Origin of the sequence: Paractinoplanes lichenicola (assembly GCF_016785085.1) — a bacterium.
Taxonomy (GTDB): domain Bacteria; phylum Actinomycetota; class Actinomycetes; order Mycobacteriales; family Micromonosporaceae; genus Actinoplanes; species Actinoplanes lichenicola.
Genome location: NZ_JAENHO010000011.1, coordinates 310,327 through 329,133 on the forward strand (window position 1 = coordinate 310,327; position 18,807 = coordinate 329,133).

At 71.4% G+C, this 18,807-nt stretch carries 17 protein-coding genes; 10 read left to right on the top strand and 7 right to left on the bottom strand.

Annotation, left to right across the window (positions count from 1 at the left end; translation table 11 throughout):
- Positions 1-26 precede the first annotated feature (26 nt).
- The gene (locus JKJ07_RS35200; RefSeq protein ID WP_202996270.1) at positions 27-2,030 is read left to right on the top strand and encodes a glycoside hydrolase family 127 protein; all 2,004 of its coding nucleotides are present in this window, start codon (positions 27-29) and stop codon (positions 2,028-2,030) included.
- Here the strand turns inward: JKJ07_RS35200 and JKJ07_RS35205 are convergent.
- Positions 1,965-2,861: a helix-turn-helix transcriptional regulator gene (locus JKJ07_RS35205; protein WP_202996271.1), complete on the bottom strand. Its 897-nt coding sequence runs from the start codon at positions 2,859-2,861 to the stop codon at positions 1,965-1,967. The genes JKJ07_RS35200 and JKJ07_RS35205 overlap by 66 nt on opposite strands.
- A 102-nt stretch (positions 2,862-2,963) precedes the next feature.
- Here JKJ07_RS35205 and JKJ07_RS35210 point away from each other — a divergent pair, with 102 nt between their 5' ends.
- A complete protein-coding gene (locus JKJ07_RS35210) occupies positions 2,964-3,887 on the top strand; it encodes an alpha/beta hydrolase family protein (protein WP_236030399.1) in 924 nt (307 codons plus the stop codon).
- Between the two features lie 70 nt (positions 3,888-3,957).
- Here JKJ07_RS35210 and JKJ07_RS35215 read toward each other — a convergent pair whose 3' ends face one another.
- Complete coding sequence (locus JKJ07_RS35215; protein WP_202996272.1) at positions 3,958-5,934, bottom strand: AAA family ATPase; 1,977 nt, start codon at positions 5,932-5,934, stop codon at positions 3,958-3,960.
- An 85-nt stretch (positions 5,935-6,019) separates the two neighbouring features.
- Here JKJ07_RS35215 and JKJ07_RS35220 point away from each other — a divergent pair, with 85 nt between their 5' ends.
- Genes JKJ07_RS35220 through JKJ07_RS35240 form a run of 5 tightly spaced genes read left to right on the top strand, consistent with a single transcriptional unit; the run spans position 6,020 to position 11,107 of the window.
- Complete coding sequence (locus tag JKJ07_RS35220; protein WP_202996273.1) at positions 6,020-6,535, top strand: RNA polymerase sigma factor; 516 nt, start codon at positions 6,020-6,022, stop codon at positions 6,533-6,535.
- The gene (locus JKJ07_RS35225) at positions 6,532-7,620 is read left to right on the top strand and encodes a hypothetical protein (protein WP_202996274.1); all 1,089 of its coding nucleotides are present in this window, start codon (positions 6,532-6,534) and stop codon (positions 7,618-7,620) included. The genes JKJ07_RS35220 and JKJ07_RS35225 overlap by 4 nt, the downstream gene beginning before the upstream one ends.
- A 46-nt stretch (positions 7,621-7,666) precedes the next feature.
- Positions 7,667-8,194, top strand: a complete 528-nt coding sequence (locus JKJ07_RS35230; protein WP_202996275.1) for a PadR family transcriptional regulator — start codon at positions 7,667-7,669, stop codon at positions 8,192-8,194.
- A 28-nt stretch (positions 8,195-8,222) separates the two neighbouring features.
- The gene (locus tag JKJ07_RS35235) at positions 8,223-8,909 is read left to right on the top strand and encodes an ABC transporter ATP-binding protein (protein WP_202996276.1); all 687 of its coding nucleotides are present in this window, start codon (positions 8,223-8,225) and stop codon (positions 8,907-8,909) included.
- Positions 8,906-11,107 carry an FtsX-like permease family protein gene (locus tag JKJ07_RS35240; RefSeq protein ID WP_202996277.1) on the top strand — a complete coding sequence of 734 codons (2,202 nt, stop codon included), beginning with the start codon at positions 8,906-8,908 and terminating at the stop codon, positions 11,105-11,107. Before JKJ07_RS35235 ends, JKJ07_RS35240 begins: the two co-directional genes overlap by 4 nt.
- A 13-nt stretch (positions 11,108-11,120) precedes the next feature.
- Here JKJ07_RS35240 and JKJ07_RS35245 read toward each other — a convergent pair whose 3' ends face one another.
- Positions 11,121-11,576: an SRPBCC domain-containing protein gene (locus tag JKJ07_RS35245; RefSeq protein WP_202996278.1), complete on the bottom strand. Its 456-nt coding sequence runs from the start codon at positions 11,574-11,576 to the stop codon at positions 11,121-11,123.
- A gap of 15 nt (positions 11,577-11,591) precedes the next feature.
- On the bottom strand, positions 11,592-12,443 hold the full coding sequence (locus JKJ07_RS35250; protein ID WP_202996279.1) for a helix-turn-helix transcriptional regulator: 852 nt from the start codon (positions 12,441-12,443) through the stop codon (positions 11,592-11,594).
- Positions 12,444-12,546: 103 nt separating this feature from the next.
- On the opposite strand from JKJ07_RS35250, the gene JKJ07_RS35255 reads away from it, so the two are divergent.
- On the top strand, positions 12,547-13,449 hold the full coding sequence (locus JKJ07_RS35255; protein WP_202996280.1) for an SDR family NAD(P)-dependent oxidoreductase: 903 nt from the start codon (positions 12,547-12,549) through the stop codon (positions 13,447-13,449).
- A gap of 73 nt (positions 13,450-13,522) precedes the next feature.
- Entirely contained in the window at positions 13,523-14,236 is a 714-nt protein-coding gene (locus JKJ07_RS35260) for a copper homeostasis protein CutC (protein ID WP_202996281.1), read from the top strand.
- Here JKJ07_RS35260 and JKJ07_RS35265 read toward each other — a convergent pair.
- Positions 14,205-16,424 carry a putative bifunctional diguanylate cyclase/phosphodiesterase gene (locus JKJ07_RS35265; protein ID WP_236030400.1) on the bottom strand — a complete coding sequence of 740 codons (2,220 nt, stop codon included), beginning with the start codon at positions 16,422-16,424 and terminating at the stop codon, positions 14,205-14,207. The genes JKJ07_RS35260 and JKJ07_RS35265 overlap by 32 nt on opposite strands.
- Positions 16,425-16,506: 82 nt before the next feature.
- Between JKJ07_RS35265 and yiaA the strand changes: the two genes are divergently transcribed.
- Positions 16,507-16,929, top strand: coding sequence for an inner membrane protein YiaA (gene yiaA, locus JKJ07_RS35270; RefSeq protein WP_202996282.1), 423 nt, complete (start codon positions 16,507-16,509; stop codon positions 16,927-16,929).
- Here yiaA and JKJ07_RS35275 read toward each other — a convergent pair.
- Complete coding sequence (locus JKJ07_RS35275; RefSeq protein ID WP_202996283.1) at positions 16,926-17,723, bottom strand: SDR family oxidoreductase; 798 nt, start codon at positions 17,721-17,723, stop codon at positions 16,926-16,928. The two genes, yiaA and JKJ07_RS35275, sit on opposite strands and share 4 nt — an antisense overlap.
- A 9-nt stretch (positions 17,724-17,732) precedes the next feature.
- Entirely contained in the window at positions 17,733-18,779 is a 1,047-nt protein-coding gene (locus tag JKJ07_RS35280; RefSeq protein ID WP_202996284.1) for an aldo/keto reductase, read from the bottom strand.
- Between the last annotated feature and the right edge of the window lie 28 nt (positions 18,780-18,807).

Below are 18,807 nucleotides of genomic sequence, written 5' to 3' on the forward strand. Positions count from 1 at the left end.
ACTGGGCTGCTCGGGGTGGGTCGCCCGTGGTGCCGTCGGCCGGGCGGCTGCGGCCGTTGGGGTTGGGTGAGGTCTCGCTGCGGACGGCCGGCTTCTGGGGTGAGCGCCAGCGGGTGAACCGGGCGGCCACCTTAGATCACATCGAGCACTGGCTGGAACGGGCGGGATGGCTCGGCAACTTCGCGCTCGAAGGTGAGCGACACGGACGCGAGTTCTCCGACACCGAGATCTACAAGTTCCTGGAGGCGCTCGCCTGGGAGTACGGGCGAACGCGCGACCCGAGCACAAACGAACGGTTTCGAGCGATCGCCGCGCGCGTGGCCGGCGCCCAGCAGCCCGACGGGTACCTCAACACCAACTTCGGCCGCCCGGGGCAGCAGCCGCGCTACAGCGACCTCGAGTGGGGGCACGAGCTCTACTCGTACGGGCATCTGATCCAGGCTGCCGTGGCCCGCGCCCGCACCGTGGGGCTGGACGACCAGCTTGTGCAGGTGGCGCTCCGAGCGGCCGACCATGTGTGCGAAGTGTTCGGAGTTGGCGGTATCGAGTCGGTCTGCGGGCACGCCGAGATCGAGCCCGCGCTGGTCGAGTTGTATCGGGTCACCGGCGACTCGCGCTATCTCGAACAGGCCCGGCTGTTCATCGAACGGCGCGGGCATCATGTGCTGTCCGATATCGAGTTCGGCCGGTCCTACTTCCAGGACGACGTGCCCGTGCGGGAGGCGACTGTTTTCCGCGGTCACGCCGTACGGGCGATGTATCTGTCGGCGGGCGCCGTGGACGTCGCCGTCGAGACCGGCGATGAGGAGTTGCTCGAAGCTGTCGCGCGACAGTGGCGCAATACGATCGCGCGGCGCACGTATCTGACCGGCGGCATCGGAGCCCGCCACCAGGACGAGGCCTTCGGCGACGACTTCGTGCTCCCGCCCGACCGCGCGTACTCGGAAACCTGCGCGAGTGTCGGTTCGGTCATGCTCGCTTGGCGTTTGTTGCTCGTTTCCGGCGACGCCCGTTACGCGGACCTGATCGAACGCACGCTCTTCAACGTCATCGCCACGTCGCCGTCGGCCGACGGAACACGCTTCTTCTACACGAACACGTTGCATCAACGCTCACTCGGTGTGCAGCCGCCACCCGACGAAATCGTCCCCCGCGCATCCTCGAACTTGCGCGCACCCTGGTTCACGGTGTCGTGCTGCCCGACCAACCTGGCCCGCACGTTCGCCAGCCTGGCCGCCTACCTGGCCACCACCGACGATCACGGCGTCCAGATCCACCAGTACGCGGCCTCGACCGTCGACGCCGGCCCGATCGCTTTGGACATCGACACCGACTACCCGTCGAACGGCCGCATCGCCATCCACATCCGCCGCACCCCGGACACTCCGTGGACGCTCACCTTGCGCGTTCCTGCTTGGGCCACCGGCGCGTCCTGCACGGTCGAGCAAAACCCGTCTCCGAACCCGGCGGAAACGGCCGCCCAGCCTGCACAAAACGCGGATTCGGGGTCGCACAACGCCACCGTCCCGAGCGCTGACCTCACCGCAGTTCCGAAAGCAGAACACGCCACAATTCCCAGCGCGGGCCCCGCCGCTGCCGGGTGGCTGCGGCTCGAGCGCCGCTTTGCCGTGGGCGACACCGTCGTCCTGAACCTGCCGGTGACGCCCCGGCTGACGTTTCCCGACCCGCGCATCGACGCGGTGCGCGGTTGTGTCGCGGTTGAGCGTGGACCCGTCGTCTACTGCGCGGAATCCGTCGACCTGCCACCCGGCACATCGGTCGACGCAGTTCGGCTGGACCCGGCGGTCCCGCTCATCGACTCCCCCGGCGCCGTGACGGCCGGCGTCCGGATCCAAGAACTGGCCGACGGCGACTGGCCGTATTCCTCGTCCGGGTTCGAGCCGGCGAGCGAGAAGGCCGAGCTCATCCTGCGCCCGTATCACGACTGGGCGTCGCGCGGGCCGTCAACGATGCGGGTCTGGCTGCAGCTCGACTCGCCCGGTGACGGTGTGGCTGGCCAGCAGGGCTAGCGCGTCGGCGTCCGGGCTGCCCGGCTCGGCGTGATAGACGGTCAGCGTCTGCCCGCTGCCGTCCTCCAGCCGAAACGTCTCGTACTCGACCGCGAACTCGCCGACTACCGGGTGCCGGAAAGCCTTGCGCCCGGTCGACTTGGCCCGCACGTCGTGCTGGGCCCACAGCCGGGCGAAGTCGCGGCTCTTCAGCGTCAGCTCGCCGACGAGCGAGGCCAGCCGGGCGCTGTCCGGGTCGGCCTCGGCGCGCAACCAAGCCACCGCCGTACGGGCGGACTGCTCCCACTGCGGAAACAGCCCGCGCTCATCGGCGTCGAGAAAGAACGCGCGCAGCAGGTTGCGGTCACGCGCCAGGCCGGGGTGGATCGCGCCGGCCAGCCGGTTGTAAGCGAGCACATCCGCGCATCGGTTCTGCACGATCGCCGGCGTATCACGCCACAACTCGAGCAGTCTGCGCACTCCGGCCGACACCTGCTCGCCCGCATCCACCCGCCCGCCCGGAGACGAAAAGCCGGGCAATGAAGAGCCGATTCGCGGCGGCAGATCGGCGCCGAAGCGCGTCCCGGCCAGCCGCCGCAGATGGGCCATCGCGTCGCCGTCGAGGCCGAACACCCGGCCCAGCGCGCCCAGCACCTCGTCCGACGGGTTCCGCTCACGCCCCTGCTCGAGGCGTACGTAGTAGTCGGTGCTCACGCCCGCGAGCACCGCCACCTCGTCGCGGCGCAGCCCCGGCACCCGCCGCCGCCCACCCGACGGCATGCCGACCGTCTCCGGCCGGGTCGCCGCGCGGCGGGCGCGCAGGAATTCCCCGAGCGCATTGCTGCTGGTCATCCACCCATGCTAAGAGGCCCACCGCAGCGGCAGGGTAGGTGTGAAACTCCTATGAAAGACGCGGCCTCGGACAATGCCCACGGCCCCGCCACCGTTGACGGCATGGAAAACGTACTGGAGCAGATGGCCGCCGGTTACAGCGTCCTGCACGAACGCTCACCGATCCTGCACACCCCCGCCGAGGCGGGCCTTGCGTACGAGGACGTCACCTTCCCGTCGGCCGACGGAGTGCCGCTCGAGGGCTGGTTCATCCCCGCGCCCGGCTCGCGACGGGTCGTCATCGCCAACCACCCGCTCGGTTTCACCCGGGCCGGCCTGCCGTCCCACCTCGAGCCGTGGCACTCGCGGTGGGCCCCCAGCGGCAACGGCATCGAGGTCGACTTCATCCCCGACTACAAGATCCTGCACGACGCCGGCTACCACGTCCTGGCGTACGACATGCGCAACTTCGGCCACAGCGGAGCCGCCAACGGAGGCGTGGTCGCCGCCCGCTACGCCGCGCGGGACGTGCTCGGCTCCCTGGCTTATGTGCGTTCACGCGCGGACTTGCGCGATGCCGCAGTCGGCCTGTTCAGCCGGTGCATGGGCGCCAACGCCACCTTCTCCGCGATGGCCCAGCGCCCCGAGGCGTTCGCCGATGTCCGCGCCCTGGTCGCCCCCCAGCCCCTCTCGCCTCGGGTCACGCTGGAACGCTCACTCGAACTGCTCGGTGTTGACGCCGCGGACACCATAGAGCAACTCGACGAGCTGATCCGGCGGCAGACGAGCCTGAGCCTGGACGACCACTCGCCCGTCGAGATGGCCAAGGCGGTCACCGTCCCCACGCTGCTCTACCAGGTCCGGGACGACATCCTGACTCGCCCGGACGACGTGCAGTCGATGTACGACAACATTCCGATCGCGGACAAGGAGCTGTTCTGGATCGAGGGCAGTACCCGCCGCTGGGACGGCTACCTGCAGTTCGCCAAGGACCCCAGCCGTATGCTGGCCTGGTTCGACCGCCACCTGCCGGTCACCGGTCGCTGAGCAACCTCGTTCGACCGTCACCTGCCGGTCAGCGGTCGCTGAGCAACCTCGTTCGACCGTCACCTGCCGGTCAGCGGTCGCTGAGCAACGCGAGCAGCCGCGCCGACTCGTTCAGCTCGTCCTGCATGCCGGTGGCCGAGGCCAGTTCCCGCGCCTCGGTCACCGCGCCGCGGGCCTCCTCGTACTCCCCCTGGTCGATCAGGACCACGGCGAGCCGGACGAGCAGGGTCGCCACGTTCGACACGCTGCCGTGTTCGCGAGTGAACAAGAGTGCACGCCGCAACATGTCCGTCGCGGCGGCCAGGTTGCCCCGTCGATGCTCGACGACTGCGCGGTTGCCGATCAACCCGAGCGACCGCTCGAGCTCCGACGCCGGCTGGTGCCCGCCCGCGATCGCCCCCTGCGCCTCGTCGAAGTCGAACACCAGGCTCGCTGCGCCGAACCACAGGTCCGCCTCCTCCCAGTCGCCGTCGTCGCGGGCGATCTTCCCGCGCTCGAAGGCGACGTTGGCCCGATGGGCCGCGACCACGACCGGGTCGAGCTGCGGCAGCACCAGATCGGCGAGCTTCACGAAAGCCAGCGCGTCGTCGCGCTGCCCGGCTCGCCGGGACGTCTGGGCGCAGCCGAGCAGGTATTGGATGCGGTGAACGGGCGTCGTGATCGAGCCGGCCGCCCGCTCGAGACTGGCCCGGGCCGCCTCGAACTCCCCGCGCTGCCCGTAGACCCAGTTCAGCGCCCACACGGCATCGGACACCGCGTCGTCGTCCCCCGCGGTCCGGCCGTACGACTCCAGGTCGCCCGCGACGTCGACCAGGTCGTCCCACCGGCCGACCACGTCGTAGTAGCCGATCAGGGCGGCGGCGAAGGCGGCCAGCGCGTACGCACGCCGCGGGTTCTGCGTCATCGCGTACGCGGTCTCGAAATGCGGGCCAACCGTGCGCAGCCGGGCCCGGTCGCGCCACAGCACGTTCGACCCGCGGTAGTCGGCCGCGACGGCCAGCATGGCCCGGAACCAGTCGTCCTCGGCCTCCCGCCACAGGCCGGGCCGCTCGCCCAGCAACCGCAGCGTGTACGTCCGGGTCAGCGGCAGCAAGCTGAACCCGCCCGGCCCGCTGTTGATCAGAGAAAGCTGGATCAGTCGTTGCAGCGCGTCGTCGCGGCCGATCACGTCGGAGCCCAGCCCCGCCGCCTGCCCGAGCAGGTCACGGCCGACGGGCGCCTCGAACAGGGCGGCCGTCACCAGCATCTTCAAGGCGTCACCATCGCCCAGCGCCTCGACGCTGCGGTCGAAGCAGAACTCGGCGATGTCCCCGGTCCCCGAGCCGAGCCTGCGCAGCACCGATGCCGTGCCGTGGCCCAGGCTCATCAGCCCGAGGCTCCAGAGGACGGCCACCGGCACTCCCCCGCTCCGGCGGGCCAGCCCGGCCACTTCCGCGTCGGTCAACGTCAGCCCGCGCAGGCCGGCCTCGGAGCGGATCAACTCCTCCGACTCGGCCGGGCCGAGCCCCTCCAGCCGGATCGAGAGTGCGACGTCGATCCGGTGCCGGGACGTGACGATCGCCTTGGCCGGGGTGGGCAGGTCGCGCAGGAACGCGGTCACGCTCTCGTCGTCGACAGTCTCCAGGTTGTCCAGCACGAGCAGGACGCGCCGGGGCCCGCCGAGCAGGGTCCGGATCAGCGTCCGCTGCTGTCCCTCGGGCAGTTGGGGCAGGTCGGGACGCCCACAGACCGAGCCGATGGCCTCGAAGACGTCGCGCAGGTTCACGAAGTCGGCCCGCCGGGGCAGGATGCCATGCGCGGTCAGCGTGTCGCGTTTCGCGGACACCCACACCACGAAGTCGAAGCGGCCGGGCCCCTCGCTCAGCCGGTACGCCGCTTCGAGCGCGAGGCTGGTCTTGCCGACTCCGCCGATGCCGTCGACCACCACTACCCACGTACGGTCGTCGGGGCTCATCCGGGCCAGCAGGCTCGCCAGTTCGGCCGCGCGCCCGACGAACCGCTCGTACGGGCGTTGCGGCAGGTTGCTGGTAGTGACCGGCGCCGTCACCCGCTCACCGTACCGTCCACACACGATCTGCCGGCGCGCCGAAAACTCGTCGGGAGCGTCTGGGGCCGCCCGCGCGTCTACCGGCATGGAAACTGACATCGTGGCGGAGACGCGCGACGATCCGCCGGCGGCGGCCGAGGACTTCGAGAGCTTCTACGCGTCGACGTCGGACCGGGTCTACCGCGCGCTCGCGGTGGCGCTGGGCGACGTCCACCTGGCCCGGGAGGCCGCCGACGAGGCGATGGCGCGCGCCTTCGTGCGGTGGCGGCAGGTGAAGGTCGTCGACAACCCGGCCGGTTGGGTCTTCCGGGTCGGCCTGAACTGGGCCACCTCGTGGCGGCGGAAGCTGCGCCGCGAGCGCGCGTTCCCCGAGACCGAGCACGGCCTGCCCGGCTTCGAGCCCGGACTGCCCGACGGTGACGCCGAGGCCGCGCTGGCCCGCTTGCCCATTCCCACCCGCGCGGTCGTCGTCTGCCGCGTGTTGTTCGGCTTGTCGACGGCCGAGACCGCCGCCGTGCTCCAGATCGCCGAGGGCACCGTTCGTAGCCGCTTGTCCCGCGCGAAGTCGGCGTTGCGCGACAGCCTGGAGGAGAAGCCGTGAACAACCTCGACCACGCCGTCCGCACCGCCGCCGCCCGGGTCCCGTCGGCCCCGCCGAATCTCGGCGCCGTCCTGCATCGGGCCCGCAGGGTCAAGCGCTGCCGTACGGTCGGCGCCGCTGCCGCGGCCGTCGTCACGGTGGCCGCCCTGGCCGCCACGGTGCCGCAGTACCTCCCCCGCCGTAACGTGATCGTCGGCGACCCGCTGGGCGGCCCGTCGATCGGCCTGTGGCTCGACCGTGAGATCCTGCCGAAGACGCAGGGCCTGCCTTCCGGGAAGCATGTTCCCGGCTCGTCGGGCGAGGTCGGTGCACAGTTGCGCACGGTTGACGGAAAGCCGGCGATAGTGGTGGCCGCCGATCCGCAGCCCGGACTCAGCGGCCTCACCCGTTTCGGCCCGGCCCCGCTGCCCGGGGGCGGGCTGGCCACCATCGGTGTCTCGGCCGACCAGAAGAGCTTCCGGGTGGTCGTCACCGACGCCGCCGGCCGCGTGGCAAGCAACAAGCCGTTGCCGGACCTGAAGACCGACGTCAGCCGCGGAATGCAGATGACCGGCAACGGCACATCGCTCTTCTGGTGGGAAGTCCGGGCGGAGAAGGGCAACAAGTCGCGCCCGGTGCTCATCACGTACAACATCGCGCAAGGAACACTGAGCGAACGCACACCGAGTGCCGCCCTGACCGGCGGGGAGCTGCCGTACTTCGGCATGCAGGCCACCGAGAGCCGCATCGTCGAGTGGCCGGCCGAGTTCGGCCGGACCTGCTCGTTCGAGCTTCTCGACGCGGCCACCGGTGAGCGCGTCGCGAAGTTCCGCCCCGACATCGCCGGTTGCAGCGACGTCTACTACGCGCTCTCCCCCGACAACCGCCACGTCGCCGCCCTCGTCACCACGCGCTCCGGCGGCGAACGCACCCAGCGGGTCGTCGTACTGAACGCCCGCACCGGCAAGACCGTCACAACGTTCGACACCCCCGGCCCCGTCACGGAGAGCCTGTACGGCCTGGCCTGGGCCGGCCACGACGCCATCCGGTACGCCCGGGGCGATGAGGGTGGAGCCGCCCCGCTGGTGCTGACCATGAAGCTGTGAAAGTGGGTCTACTCCGAGCGTATACTCCCGGCGTATAGTGCTCGGCATGACGGTGCCACTCACGCTTCTCGGCCTGCTCGAACGCGAGCCGCGCCACGGCTATGACCTCAAGCGCGACTACGACGCGTTCTTCGGCCGCGACAAGCCGCTGTCGTTCGGGCAGGTCTACTCCACGCTGAGCAGGCTTGCCCGCGACGGCAAGGTCGTCATCAGCGACCTCGAGGCGGGCGCCGGCCCCGATCGCAAGCGGTATGTCATCACCGACCGCGGCGCGACCGAGGTCAGCGCCTGGCTGACCGAGCCGGTCGCGCCCGAGCCGCACCTGCAGACGGTCCTGTTCGCCAAGGTGACCCTGGCCCTGCTGCTCGACCGTCCGGCCGAGCAGTATCTGGACACCCAGCGCGCCGCCCACATGCAACGCATGCGCGAGCTGACCCAGGTCAAACGCACCGGCAGCCTGGTCGACTCGCTGCTGGCCGACCACGCGCTGTTCCACATCGAGGCCGACCTGCGCTGGATCGAGCTCACCGCCGCCCGTCTCGACGCCCTCGCCCAAGAGGTCAGAGCCCGATGAAGAACGCCTCGCCCAGGAGGTCAGAGCGATGAAGAACGCCCTGCTGCAGGCCCGCGAAGTACACCTCTCGTTCGGCACCACGCCCGCCCTGCGCGGCGCCGAGATCACCGTGCGCGAGGGCGAGATCCTGGCCGTGATGGGCCCGAGCGGCTCCGGCAAGTCCACATTGCTGCACTGCCTGGCCGGCATCCTCGTGCCGGAACAGGGCGAGATCCACTTCGACGGCCGCCGCATCGACCGGATGAACGAAGCCGAGCGGAGCAGCCTGCGCCGCGACACGTTCGGGTTCGTGTTCCAGTTCGGGCAGCTGGTTCCCGAGCTCAGCGCCGAGGAGAACGTCGCCCTTCCCCTGCTGCTGGCGGGCGTACGCCGGGGGAAGGCGCTCACCGAGGCCCGCTCCTGGCTCGACCGGCTCGGCCTGGACGGGCTGGGTCACCGCACGTCCGGCGAGCTCTCCGGCGGCCAGGCCCAGCGGGTTGCCCTGGCCCGCGGCCTGGTCGCCCGGCCGCGCGTGTTGTTCGCCGACGAGCCGACCGGCGCGCTCGATTCGCTCACCGGCGAACAGGTGATGGACCTGATGGTGAGCGCCGCGCACGACGAGGGCACGACAGTTGTGCTGGTCACGCACGAGCCGCGCGTGGCCGCGTACGCGGATCGGGAAGTGATTGTGCGCGACGGCAAGGTGCTGGCCCTGACGGCGGAGCCGGTCGGATGATCCGCTTCGGGCTGCGTCTCACGCTGGCGGGGGGACGTGAGGCACTCGTACGGCTGGTGGTCATCTCGGTGGCCATGGCGCTCGGGGTCGGGATGCTGCTGACCGCGCTGGCCGGCCTGGGCGGCGTCACCGCGCAGGCCGATCGCTACGCATGGCTGAACTCGGCCAACGAACCGGCCGCCCAGCAGGGCCCGGACCCGCTGTGGTGGCAGCTGCGCACCGACGTGGTAGGTGACGAGGTGGCGGCCCGGATCGACCTGGCCGCCACCGGCCCGCGATCGCCGATCCCGCCCGGCCTGGACCGCCTGCCCGCACCGGGCGAGTATTTCGCGTCGCCCGCGCTGGCCGAGCGGCTCGCCGGCAGCCCGGCCGACCAGCTGGGCGACCGCTACCCGGGCCGGCTCGCGGGCATCCTCGGCGACGCCGCCCTGCCCGCCCCGGACGCGCTGATCGCCGTGGTCGGCTACTCCCCCGCCGAGCTGTCCCAGCGCCCCGACGTGGCCAGGATCGGCACGATCAGCGCGAAGCCGCCCGGCCACTGCCGGACGTGGTGTTTCAGCGGCGTCGACCCGGCCGGGGTCAAGCTGATCCTGGCGGTCGTGGCCGCCGCGCTCATCTTCCCGCTGTTCATCCTGATCGCCACGACCACCCGGCTGTCGGCGACCCGGCGCGAGCAGCGGTTCGCGGCCATGCGGCTGGTCGGCGGCACGCCCCGGCAGATCGCCGTGGTCGCCGCGGCCGAGGCCACCGTGTCGGCGATCGCGGGCGCGCTCGGCGGTTTCGCGGTCTTCTTCGCGCTGCGCGGCACGGTGGCCGCGATCCCGTTCACCGGCGCCCCGATGTTCGTCTCCGACCTGGCCCTGACCGTGCCGATCGTGCTCGGGGTCGCGCTCGGCGTGCCCGCGCTGGCGGTCGTGGCGGCGCTGCTGGCCCTGCGACGCGTGCAGATCTCGCCGCTCGGTGTGACCCGCCAGGTGCGCCCGCGCCCACCCCGCGCGTGGCGGATCGTCCCGCTGGTGCTCGGGCTGGCCGAGCTCGCGTACTTCATCGGCCGCCGCCCGCCCACGACGAACGGGCAGGTCGCCGCGTACCTCTCCGGCATCTTCCTCACCATGATCGGGCTGCTGGTCGCCGGTCCGTGGCTCACGATGGCCGGCGCGCGCCTGGTCGCCCGGCGGGCCGGCGGCACCGCGTCGCTGATCGCCGCCCGCCGGCTGGCGGCCAACCCGAAGGCCGGTTTCCGCTCGGTCAGCGGCCTGGTGATCGCCTTGTTCGTCACCACGGTCGCGGTCGGGATCATGGGCTCGATCGCCGCCGGCCGCAGCCCGGCGGTCCCGGACGCCGACCGGACGATGCTGATCACGATGATCCGCGGCAAGCAGACCGACCCGGTTCCGGACGCGCTGCCCGGCACCCCGGGCGTACGGGAGGTCGCCGTGACTCGGCAGCCTCCGGAATCGATGCCCGTGCCGCCCGCCGAGATCAACGACTGGGGTTTCCCGTCCTCGCTGGCCGCCTGCGCCGACATCGCGCGGATGCCGTCCAACGGCCGGTGTGCCCCGGGCGCCGAGGTCGCCTGGACCTGGCACGACATGCTCGGCCCGGCCGGCTGGAACGGCACGTGGCCGACCGCCGACATTTCCGCCGCGGCATTGCCGGCGTTGCGCGCCGACGCGTTCATCACGCTCACCGACGGCACGCCCGCCTCGGTGGCCCGAGCCCGTACGGTCATCGAGAACGCGCTGCCCGCCGCGATGCCGCCGTACACCGATGCCGAGGGCCGCACCGAGGACGCCCGCGTCTTCGACGGCTGGAAGCGGCTGGCCGACGTCGTGGTGCTGGCCAGCCTGGCCATCGCCGGGTGCAGCCTGGCCGTGAGCATCGCCGGTGGGCTGAGCGAACGCAAACGGCCGTTCAGCATGCTGCGGCTGACCGGCGTCCCCCTGGCCACGCTGCGGCAGGTCGTGGCCCTGGAGAGCGTGGCCCCGCTGGTGGCCGCCTCGGCTGTCGCATTGTGCGCAGGATTGCTCGCGGCGCACTTGTTCCTGCGCGCGCAAATGAACATGTCGCTGCAGCCGCCGGGTCTCGCGTTCTACGCCGTCGTGCTCACCGGGATAGCCGCGTCGCTCGGCGTGATCAGCCTGACCCTGCCGCTGCTGCGCCAGATCACCGGCCCCGAGGTGGCGCGCAACGACTGACGCGCACGATCGATCAGCGGTCGGAGTATTCGGCGTCGGGGAACTTGTCGTACATCAGGTCGCCCTCGACGCCGTGCTCCAGCCACTGCTTCAGCGAGGCCAGCACCAGCGTGAACCCGGACATGGTCTCGACGGCGACCGCGGCCCCGTCCTCGCCGTCGAACCCGGTCACCAGCACCCCGACGAGGGTGCCGTCCGCGCGCGCCTCGAACGTGAAGCGCACCGGCTGACCGCCGTCCCAGCGCAGGTCGAGCAGCTTGCCGGGCTCGGCCGAGACCACCTCGACGCCGGTCTCGGCGCCGGCGATCTTGAAGACCCAGTGCACCTTCGCCCCGGTCTCCAGCCGTCCCGACGAGCTCGCCAGCCAGAACTTGCGGATCGACGCCGGGTCGGCGAAGGCCTCGTACGCCTCGGCGGCCGGGCGGCGGATGAGCATGTTCACGTCAACGACGGGTTCCCACATGGCCATAACCGCACCACAGGCTCACCCCGCGGTCAACGACTGCGTGCCCAGGACGGTGGCCAGCGCCAGCCGGTCGGCGTCCTCGGTGCCCGGCTCGGCTGTGTAGATCATGATGCGCAGGTCGTCGAGCGAGACGACCAGCGTGTCGCAGTCCAGCGCGATCCGGCCGACCGCCGGGTGGTCGACGGTCTTGTGCTTCGACGTCTCGCCGGGCGCCGGCGGCGGGGCGTCGCTCTCCCACAGCTCGGCGAAGCGCGAGCTGGCCTGCGCGAGCTCGCCGACCAGCCGGCGCAGGGCCCGGTCGGCCGGGTAGCGCGACGCGGTCAGGCGCAGGTCGGCGATCAGCCGGGCCACGTGCTCGGCGTGCTCCTGCGGGGTGTGCACGACCCGCGAGGCCGGGCCGAGCAGGTTGCGCCAGATCGCGTTGCGCTCGATGCCGTGCCAGCTGGTCGTCTCGCCCATCAGCGCGTCGTACGGCGCGTTGGCGAGCACAAGCGTCCAGGTCGCGTCATAGACGACCACCGGGGTGTGGCCGAGCCGGTCGAGCAGCCGTTGCACGCTCGGCGTGACCCGCGACTGCACGACGTCGAGCCCGGGGGCGGCGTGCCCGGCCAGCTGATAGAGCAGGTCGCGTTCGGTGTCCGCCAGCCGCAGCGAGCGGGCCAGCGCCTCCACGACCTGGGCCGAGGGGGCGGTCGCGCGACCCTGTTCGAGCCGGGTCAGGTAGTCGGCCGAGATGCCGGCCAGCCCGGCCAGTTCCTCGCGGCGCAGGCCACTGGCCCGGCGCCGGCGGCCCACGGGCACGCCCACGGCCTCGGGCGTCACACGGTCACGCCAGCGGCGCAGCGTCCGGCCGAACTCCCACGACTCCATGCTCCGAGTCTGCTCGCCCCGCGCGCCGGTTGTCCTGGCCCTGGTAGTCCTACGAAAACCGCACGACTGCCTGCCCCTCGAAAAGAACCGCACGCTCAACGGCATGACAACCGTTCTGATCACCGGCCCCACCCGTGGTCTGGGCCGCGCCACCACCCTCGCCCTGGCCGCCCGCCCGCAGGCCGAGCGCCCCGATTTGCTGCTGGTCGGACGACCCGGCCGCGCGCTGACCGCCGTCGCTGCCGAGGCCCGGGCGCTGGGCGCGACCGTCCACGAGCTCGGCGCCGACCTGTCCCGGCTGGCCGACGTGCGGGCCGCGGCCACGACCGTACGGGAAATGGTCGAAACGCGCAGGGTGCGACAGCTTCGCGCATTCATCGCCAACGCGGGCGCCATGACGGCCGACACGCGCAAGGCGTCGGCCGACGGGTACGAGCTGACGTTCGCCGTGAACTACCTCGCGCACGCCCAGCTGATCGGCGACCTCGTGGACGTGCTCGAGCAGCCGGCGCGCATCATCCTGCTCGGCTCGAACACCTATCACGCCAACTTCTGGCGTCGCCTGTTGCACGTTCCCGAGGCGAAGTGGGCCGACCCGATCGACATCGCGCAGCCGGCGGCGGGCTCGCCCGGCGTCGCCTACTCCAACGCCAAACTGGCCCTCCTCTACTACGCCCACGAGCTGCAACGACACGTCGGCGCCGGCATCAACGTGTCGGTATTCGAGCCCGGCTGGATGCCCGGCACCGCCCTGGGCCGCGACGCCCCCGCCGCCGCCCAGGCCGTCGCCCGCGGCATCGCCCGCATCCCCGGCGTGGCCACCCCCGAAAGCTCCGGCCCCCAGCTGGCCTCGCTGGCCCTCGACGCCAAGTGGGCAAACCTGCGCGACGGTGCGTTCGTCGTCCGCGACCGCCTGACCGAGGTCAAGCCGATCGCTATCGACCGCGCCCGCGAACGCCGCCTGTGGTCCGCCACCACGGAACTCCTGCAACGCGCAGCGGCCTGACACCGGTTCCGAAGAGATCGATGAAATACTGGGCCGGTTCCGTCCCGCCTAGACAAGTGGAGAACGCGCCCTGATGGTTGCCTTCGAGTTGGCTGTTCAGGACGCGCACGGGCTGGCCGTCGCGGCACGTCCCGGCGTCGATCGCATCGAGTTGTGCTCCGCTTTGCCGTTGGGCGGGGTCACGCCGTCGCTCGGGTTCATCGAGGCGGCCGTGGCGACGCCGGGCATCCCGCCGGTGCACGTGCTGGTGCGGCCGCGGCCGGGCGGCTTCGACTACTCCCCCGACGAGGTGGCGACGACCCTTTCCGACGTACGGCATGCGCTCGCGGCCGGTGCGTCCGGTGTGGTGATCGGTGGCGTACGGGACGGAAGGGTCGACGCCGAGCTGGTCAGCCGGGTCGTCGAGACGGGCGCCGACGTGACCTTCCACCGCGCCTTCGACGCCCTGGCCGATCCCGCCGAGGCCATCGACGACCTGGTCAAGCTCGGGGTGCGCCGCATCCTGACGTCGGCCGGGGCCTCCCGCGTGGCCGACGCCCTGCCCGCGCTGGCCCGCCTCGTCAGCACGGCCGCCGACCGCATCGAGATCATGGCCGGCGGCGGGGTCCGCCCCGATGTCATCGCTGCGATCGTGCAGACCGGCGTTCCGGCCGTGCACGCCTCGGCCAAGCGCACCCTGCCCGGCACCGGCGGCGTCTCGCTGGGCACGGCCGACGCCGGCCGGGAGACCACCGACGAGGCCGAGGCCGCCCGCATCATCGCCGAGATTCAGTCAGCGAGGCAGTGAAGCCGGGGTCGGGCACCGGCCGGCCGAAGAAGTAGCCCTGCCCGTACTGGTAGCCGAGTGAGCGCAGGTAGTCGGCCTGGCCGGCGGTCTCCACGCCCTCGGCGACGGCGCTCAGGCCCAGCCCGTTGCTGACGTGGATGAGCGCGTCCACGATCACGGCCCGCCCGCTCGAGCCGGTGATCTCGTCGACGAACGACTTGTCGACCTTGAGCACGTCGACCGGCACCGTCCGCAGCAGGCCCAGCGACGAGTGCCCGGTGCCGAAGTCGTCGAGCGCGATCCGCACGCCCGCCGCGTGCAGGGCCTCGACCGCCTCGATGGCGACGCCGCCGCCGAAGATCGCCGTCTCGGTCACCTCGACCAGCAGCGCGCGGGGCTCCAGCCCGTTCTCGGCCAGCACGGCGGCCACCACGGCCGGGAAGCCGGGCTCGCTGAGCTGCCGGGCCGACACGTTGACGCTGATGTAGCCGGGCGCGGCCCCGCCCAGGTCGCGCCGCCAGTCGGCCAGCTGCCGGCACGCGGCCCGCATGATCCACTCGCCCAGCTCGACGATGAGCCCGTTGTCCTCGGCCACGGGGATGAACGCGGCCGGGCTCACGAAGCCGCGCACCGGGTGCGTCCACCGGACCAGGGCCTCGACCGCCACCGTACGGCCGTCGCGCAGGTCGACGATCGGCTGGTAGACGACGTGGAAGTCGCCGTCCTCCAGGCTGTGCCGCAGGTCGGCCCCGAGCCGTTCGGCCGCCTCGGCCCGCTCGTCGAGCTCGGCGCTGTAGGTCACCAGGTGCCCGCCCGCCGCCTTGGCCGCGTACCGGGCGGTGTCGGCCCGGCGCACCAGCTCGGCGGCCGGTTCGCCGCCGCCCGAGGAGACGCCGACCCGCGCGCTGAGCAGCAGTTCGTGCTCGCCCGCGTGCACCGGCCGGCGCACCAGGTCGGCCAGGCGGGCGGCCACCGCGTCGGCCTCGCCGGGCCGGGTGTCGCGCACCAGCACGGCGAACTCGTCGGCGCCCATCCGCGCGACCAGGTCGCCGTCGCGGACGCTGTCGCGCAGCAGCCCGGCCACCGCCACCAGGGCCTGGTCACCCGTGGCGCGGCCCAGCCGGTCGTTGATGTGCTTGAAGCCGGCCAGGTCGAGCATCACCACCTGGCACGCCTCGGTCCGCACGATCGCGCCGGCCAGCCGCTCGAACTCGCGGCGGTTGGGCAGGCCGGTCAGGTCGTCGCGGGTGGCCTGGTCGCGCAGCTGCCGGGACTGGCGGTCGACGCGGGAGACGTACCCGTAGAGCCGGGTCGCGACCAGCAGGAACAGGGCCATGGAGCCGTACGCGACCGCCTGCCAGCTCTCGTGGGTGGCGCCGCGCCGGCCCTGCACGAGCAGCAGGGCCGGGACGAGCAGCATCGAACCGGTGAGCACGGCGAGCCGGGCCCGGCCCAGGCCGTCACTGTCGACCCCGGCGGTCAGCACCGGGGACGGATGCGCGGCGGCCGCGGCGAACAGGGCGTACGCGAAAAGGTAGCCCGCGTAGACCAGCGGGCCGAAGCCTGTCGTGAGGCCGGGCATGAGGCTGTAGACGGCGTTCAGGAGCAGGGTGATGCCGCTGCCGACGGTGAGCATCCACAGGCTCGGCGTGCGGCGGCCACGCCGCAGCAGCAGTGGCACCACGACCGCGCAGAGCAGAACGCCCGCGCTCGGATAGCCGGCGGTGGTCAACCGGGCGAGCAGCGGGACGGACTCGTCGGTCAGGATCGGGTCGATCACGAGCACCCAGTAGACGATGCCCACGGCGACGGCGATGATCGCCGAGTCGATCAGGGTGCCCGACCAGAGCGGTCCCCGCTGCCGGGTGAGCCGGAACAGCGCCGTGGTCATGAGCGGATAGGCGGCCAGGTAGCAGGCGTCGGCCCAGGACGGGTACGAGATCGTGCCACGCGCGCTCTGCACGCCGTAGATGACGTCGCCAACCATCCAGACAAACGTTCCGCCGGCGAAGGCGTACCACGACGTCGCCACGGACCTGCCCCGCGCGGCGATCACAATCGTCGCGCTCGACCCGATCGAGACCAGGGCCGACAGCACCAGCGGGGCCCAGCCGACCGGCAGCAGCGGGTACACCAAGGTCGCCACGCCCCCGAGGGCCAGCCACGCGGCCCACCAGCGAGCGGACACCATTCTCGGCACGACAACCATTTCGGCCGGATCCGCCGGAAATTGAGCGGATGCCCGTTGCGCGGGTGCTCAAGAACGAGGTTCCGTTACCGATGGACGGGCCGTGGCTTATCACCAACCTGTCCCGCCGCCGGCCCCGCCGACGGCCCGGCCGACTCCCGCTTTTGTCGGCGCTTCCTGGGCGGCCCTGCTGCTCGGCATCGTCACCTTCGGCATCGGGCTGTGGAACGCCGACCTCCAACTGAGCGAGAAAGGCTTCTTCGCCGTTCTGCTCGTGCTAGGGGCGTTCGGCGCGGTCTCGCTGCAGAAATCGGTGCGCGACCGGGCCGAGGGCATCCCCGTTTCCGGGCTCTATCTGGGCCTGGCCTGGGGCGTGGTCGGCTTCTCGGTGGTGATGCTGGCCGTCGGTCTGGTCAACAGCTCGATGACGTTGAGCGAGAAAGGCTTCTACGGGCTGGCCTTCGCCATGACGCTGTTCGCGGTCATCGCCGTGCAGAAGAACGTGCGGGACGCTCTGCGCTCCTAACGGGCCAGGTCGTGCCGCTTGTGCGTGAGCTTTTCGACCAATGCCGTGGGCACCAGCCGCCGCAGCGGGAAGACTACTGCGGCGTTGCTGCCCACGGCGTACCGTTGCTTGGGTCTGCTCGCCTCGATCGCGCCGGCAATGGTGGCCGCGACCCTCTCCGCGGACACCCCGGCCGCCTCGTTGCGGTTGAGGGCGGCCAGCATGCGCTCGTATTCCGCGCGGTGCGGCGAATCCGGGTCGATATAGCTCGTCCGGCGCTGGCTGATGCCGGTGGCGATCGCGCCCGGTTCCACCGTGGTCAGCCAGACCCCGTACGGCGAATATTCGTGCCGGGCCCCGTTGGCGAACCCCTTGATGGCCGCCTTGGTCGCCACGTACGACGACCGGTAGGACAACGGGAACGACGCGAGCATCGAACCGACCATCACCACCCGGCCGAAGCCCCGCTCGCGCATTCCGGGCAGGGTCAACTGCGCCAGCCGTACGGGGCCGAGGACGTTGACTTGGAAAATGCGGCGCAACGCCTCGCCCGGCAACTCCTCGAACGGGCCGGATTGGCTCTCGCCGGCGTTGTTCACGAGCACGTCGACCGTTTTCAGCGGCCCGGCCAGCGCCTCGATCGACGCCGGATCGGTCAGATCGAGCGGCAGATATTCGACACCCTGAACCGGCCGTTCCACATTTTCCGGGTGGCGGCTCGTGCCGAGAACCCGATAACCCTTCGCGACGAGCGCGGCGGCCGTGGCCAGGCCGATGCCGGACGAGGCGCCGGTGACCAGCGCGGTGCGATCCATCGCAGCACCCTATCGGGTGGCGGCGATGACCCCGTTGATCGACGTGCTTCCCTGCTGGGCCGGGACGCCGAAGTCGCGCAGGAAGCCGGCCGGGAAGTCGAGCTCCGGCATGGTCAGACTGTTCACTTCGCTCAGATCGCTCAGCTCGACGTCCAGCGACGCCAGGTTGGCCTCCAGTTGCGCGATGGTGCGCGCTCCGATCACTGTCGACGTGACCAGGGGCTGCTGCCGGACCCGGGCCAGGGCGACGGCGGCGACCGTCGTTCGGTGCTCGTTCGCGATCGAAGTGAGCATGTCGATGAGCGCGAAGGTGCGTTCGTTCAGGTGACGGCCGACGAACAGGCCGCGGCCGGCGCCGTCCGGGTTCGGGTTGCCGCGGGTGTACTTGCCGGTGAGCACGCCGTTGGCCAGCGGGCTCCACGGCAACACGCCCAGGCCGAGTTCCCTGGCCGCGCCGAAGAGCTCCCCTTCCGCCGTACGCTCGAGCAAGTTGTATTCGACCTGAATGGCGGCGACCGGTGTCCAGCCGCGCCATTCCGCGAGGGTCGCCATCCGCGCGACGGCCCAGGCCGGCGTGTCCGAGAGGCCGATGTAGCGCACTTTCCCCTCCCGCACGAGGTCGTCGAGCGTCGACATGGTCTCCTCGAGCGGGGTGTGCTGGTCCCAGTTGTGCTGCCAGTAGAGGTCGAGATAATCGGTGCCGAGCCGGCGCAGCGATTCCTCGATGTGGTGCCGGATCGCCTTGCGTCCGGTGCCGCCGTTGTTGGGGTCGTCCGGCTGCATGCTGAGCGCGAATTTGCTGGCGATGACGAGCCGGTCGCGCCGATGACGGTTCTTGCCGAGATAGGCCCCGAGCACTTCCTCGGAGCGCCCGCCCATGTAGGCGTTGGCCGTGTCGATGAAATTGCCGCCGGCGTCGAGATAGCGCTCGAGAATGGCGGTGGACGTGTCGTCGTCCGCGCCCCACGACGAATCCCCGAACGTCATGGTGCCCAAGGCGAGCGGGCTGACGCGCAATCCGGTGCGGCCGAGGGTGCGGTAATCGGTGAGACTCACAGAGCTGCCCTTCAACTAAACCAACTGG

Bases quoted from the DNA above. Each gene is read 5' to 3' on its own strand.
- JKJ07_RS35205 (WP_202996271.1), bottom strand. From the start codon at position 2,861: ATGACCAGCAGCAATGCGCTCGGGGAATTCCTGCGCGCCCGCCGCGCG.
- JKJ07_RS35210 (WP_236030399.1), top strand. From the start codon at position 2,964: ATGGAAAACGTACTGGAGCAGATGGCCGCCGGTTACAGCGTCCTGCAC.
- JKJ07_RS35220 (WP_202996273.1), top strand. From the start codon at position 6,020: ATGGAAACTGACATCGTGGCGGAGACGCGCGACGATCCGCCGGCGGCG.
- JKJ07_RS35230 (WP_202996275.1), top strand. From the start codon at position 7,667: ATGACGGTGCCACTCACGCTTCTCGGCCTGCTCGAACGCGAGCCGCGC.
- JKJ07_RS35235 (WP_202996276.1), top strand. From the start codon at position 8,223: ATGAAGAACGCCCTGCTGCAGGCCCGCGAAGTACACCTCTCGTTCGGC.
- JKJ07_RS35240 (WP_202996277.1), top strand. From the start codon at position 8,906: ATGATCCGCTTCGGGCTGCGTCTCACGCTGGCGGGGGGACGTGAGGCA.
- JKJ07_RS35245 (WP_202996278.1), bottom strand. From the start codon at position 11,576: ATGGCCATGTGGGAACCCGTCGTTGACGTGAACATGCTCATCCGCCGC.
- JKJ07_RS35250 (WP_202996279.1), bottom strand. From the start codon at position 12,443: ATGGAGTCGTGGGAGTTCGGCCGGACGCTGCGCCGCTGGCGTGACCGT.
- JKJ07_RS35255 (WP_202996280.1), top strand. From the start codon at position 12,547: ATGACAACCGTTCTGATCACCGGCCCCACCCGTGGTCTGGGCCGCGCC.
- JKJ07_RS35260 (WP_202996281.1), top strand. From the start codon at position 13,523: ATGGTTGCCTTCGAGTTGGCTGTTCAGGACGCGCACGGGCTGGCCGTC.
- JKJ07_RS35265 (WP_236030400.1), bottom strand. From the start codon at position 16,424: ATGGTTGTCGTGCCGAGAATGGTGTCCGCTCGCTGGTGGGCCGCGTGG.
- JKJ07_RS35275 (WP_202996283.1), bottom strand. From the start codon at position 17,723: ATGGATCGCACCGCGCTGGTCACCGGCGCCTCGTCCGGCATCGGCCTG.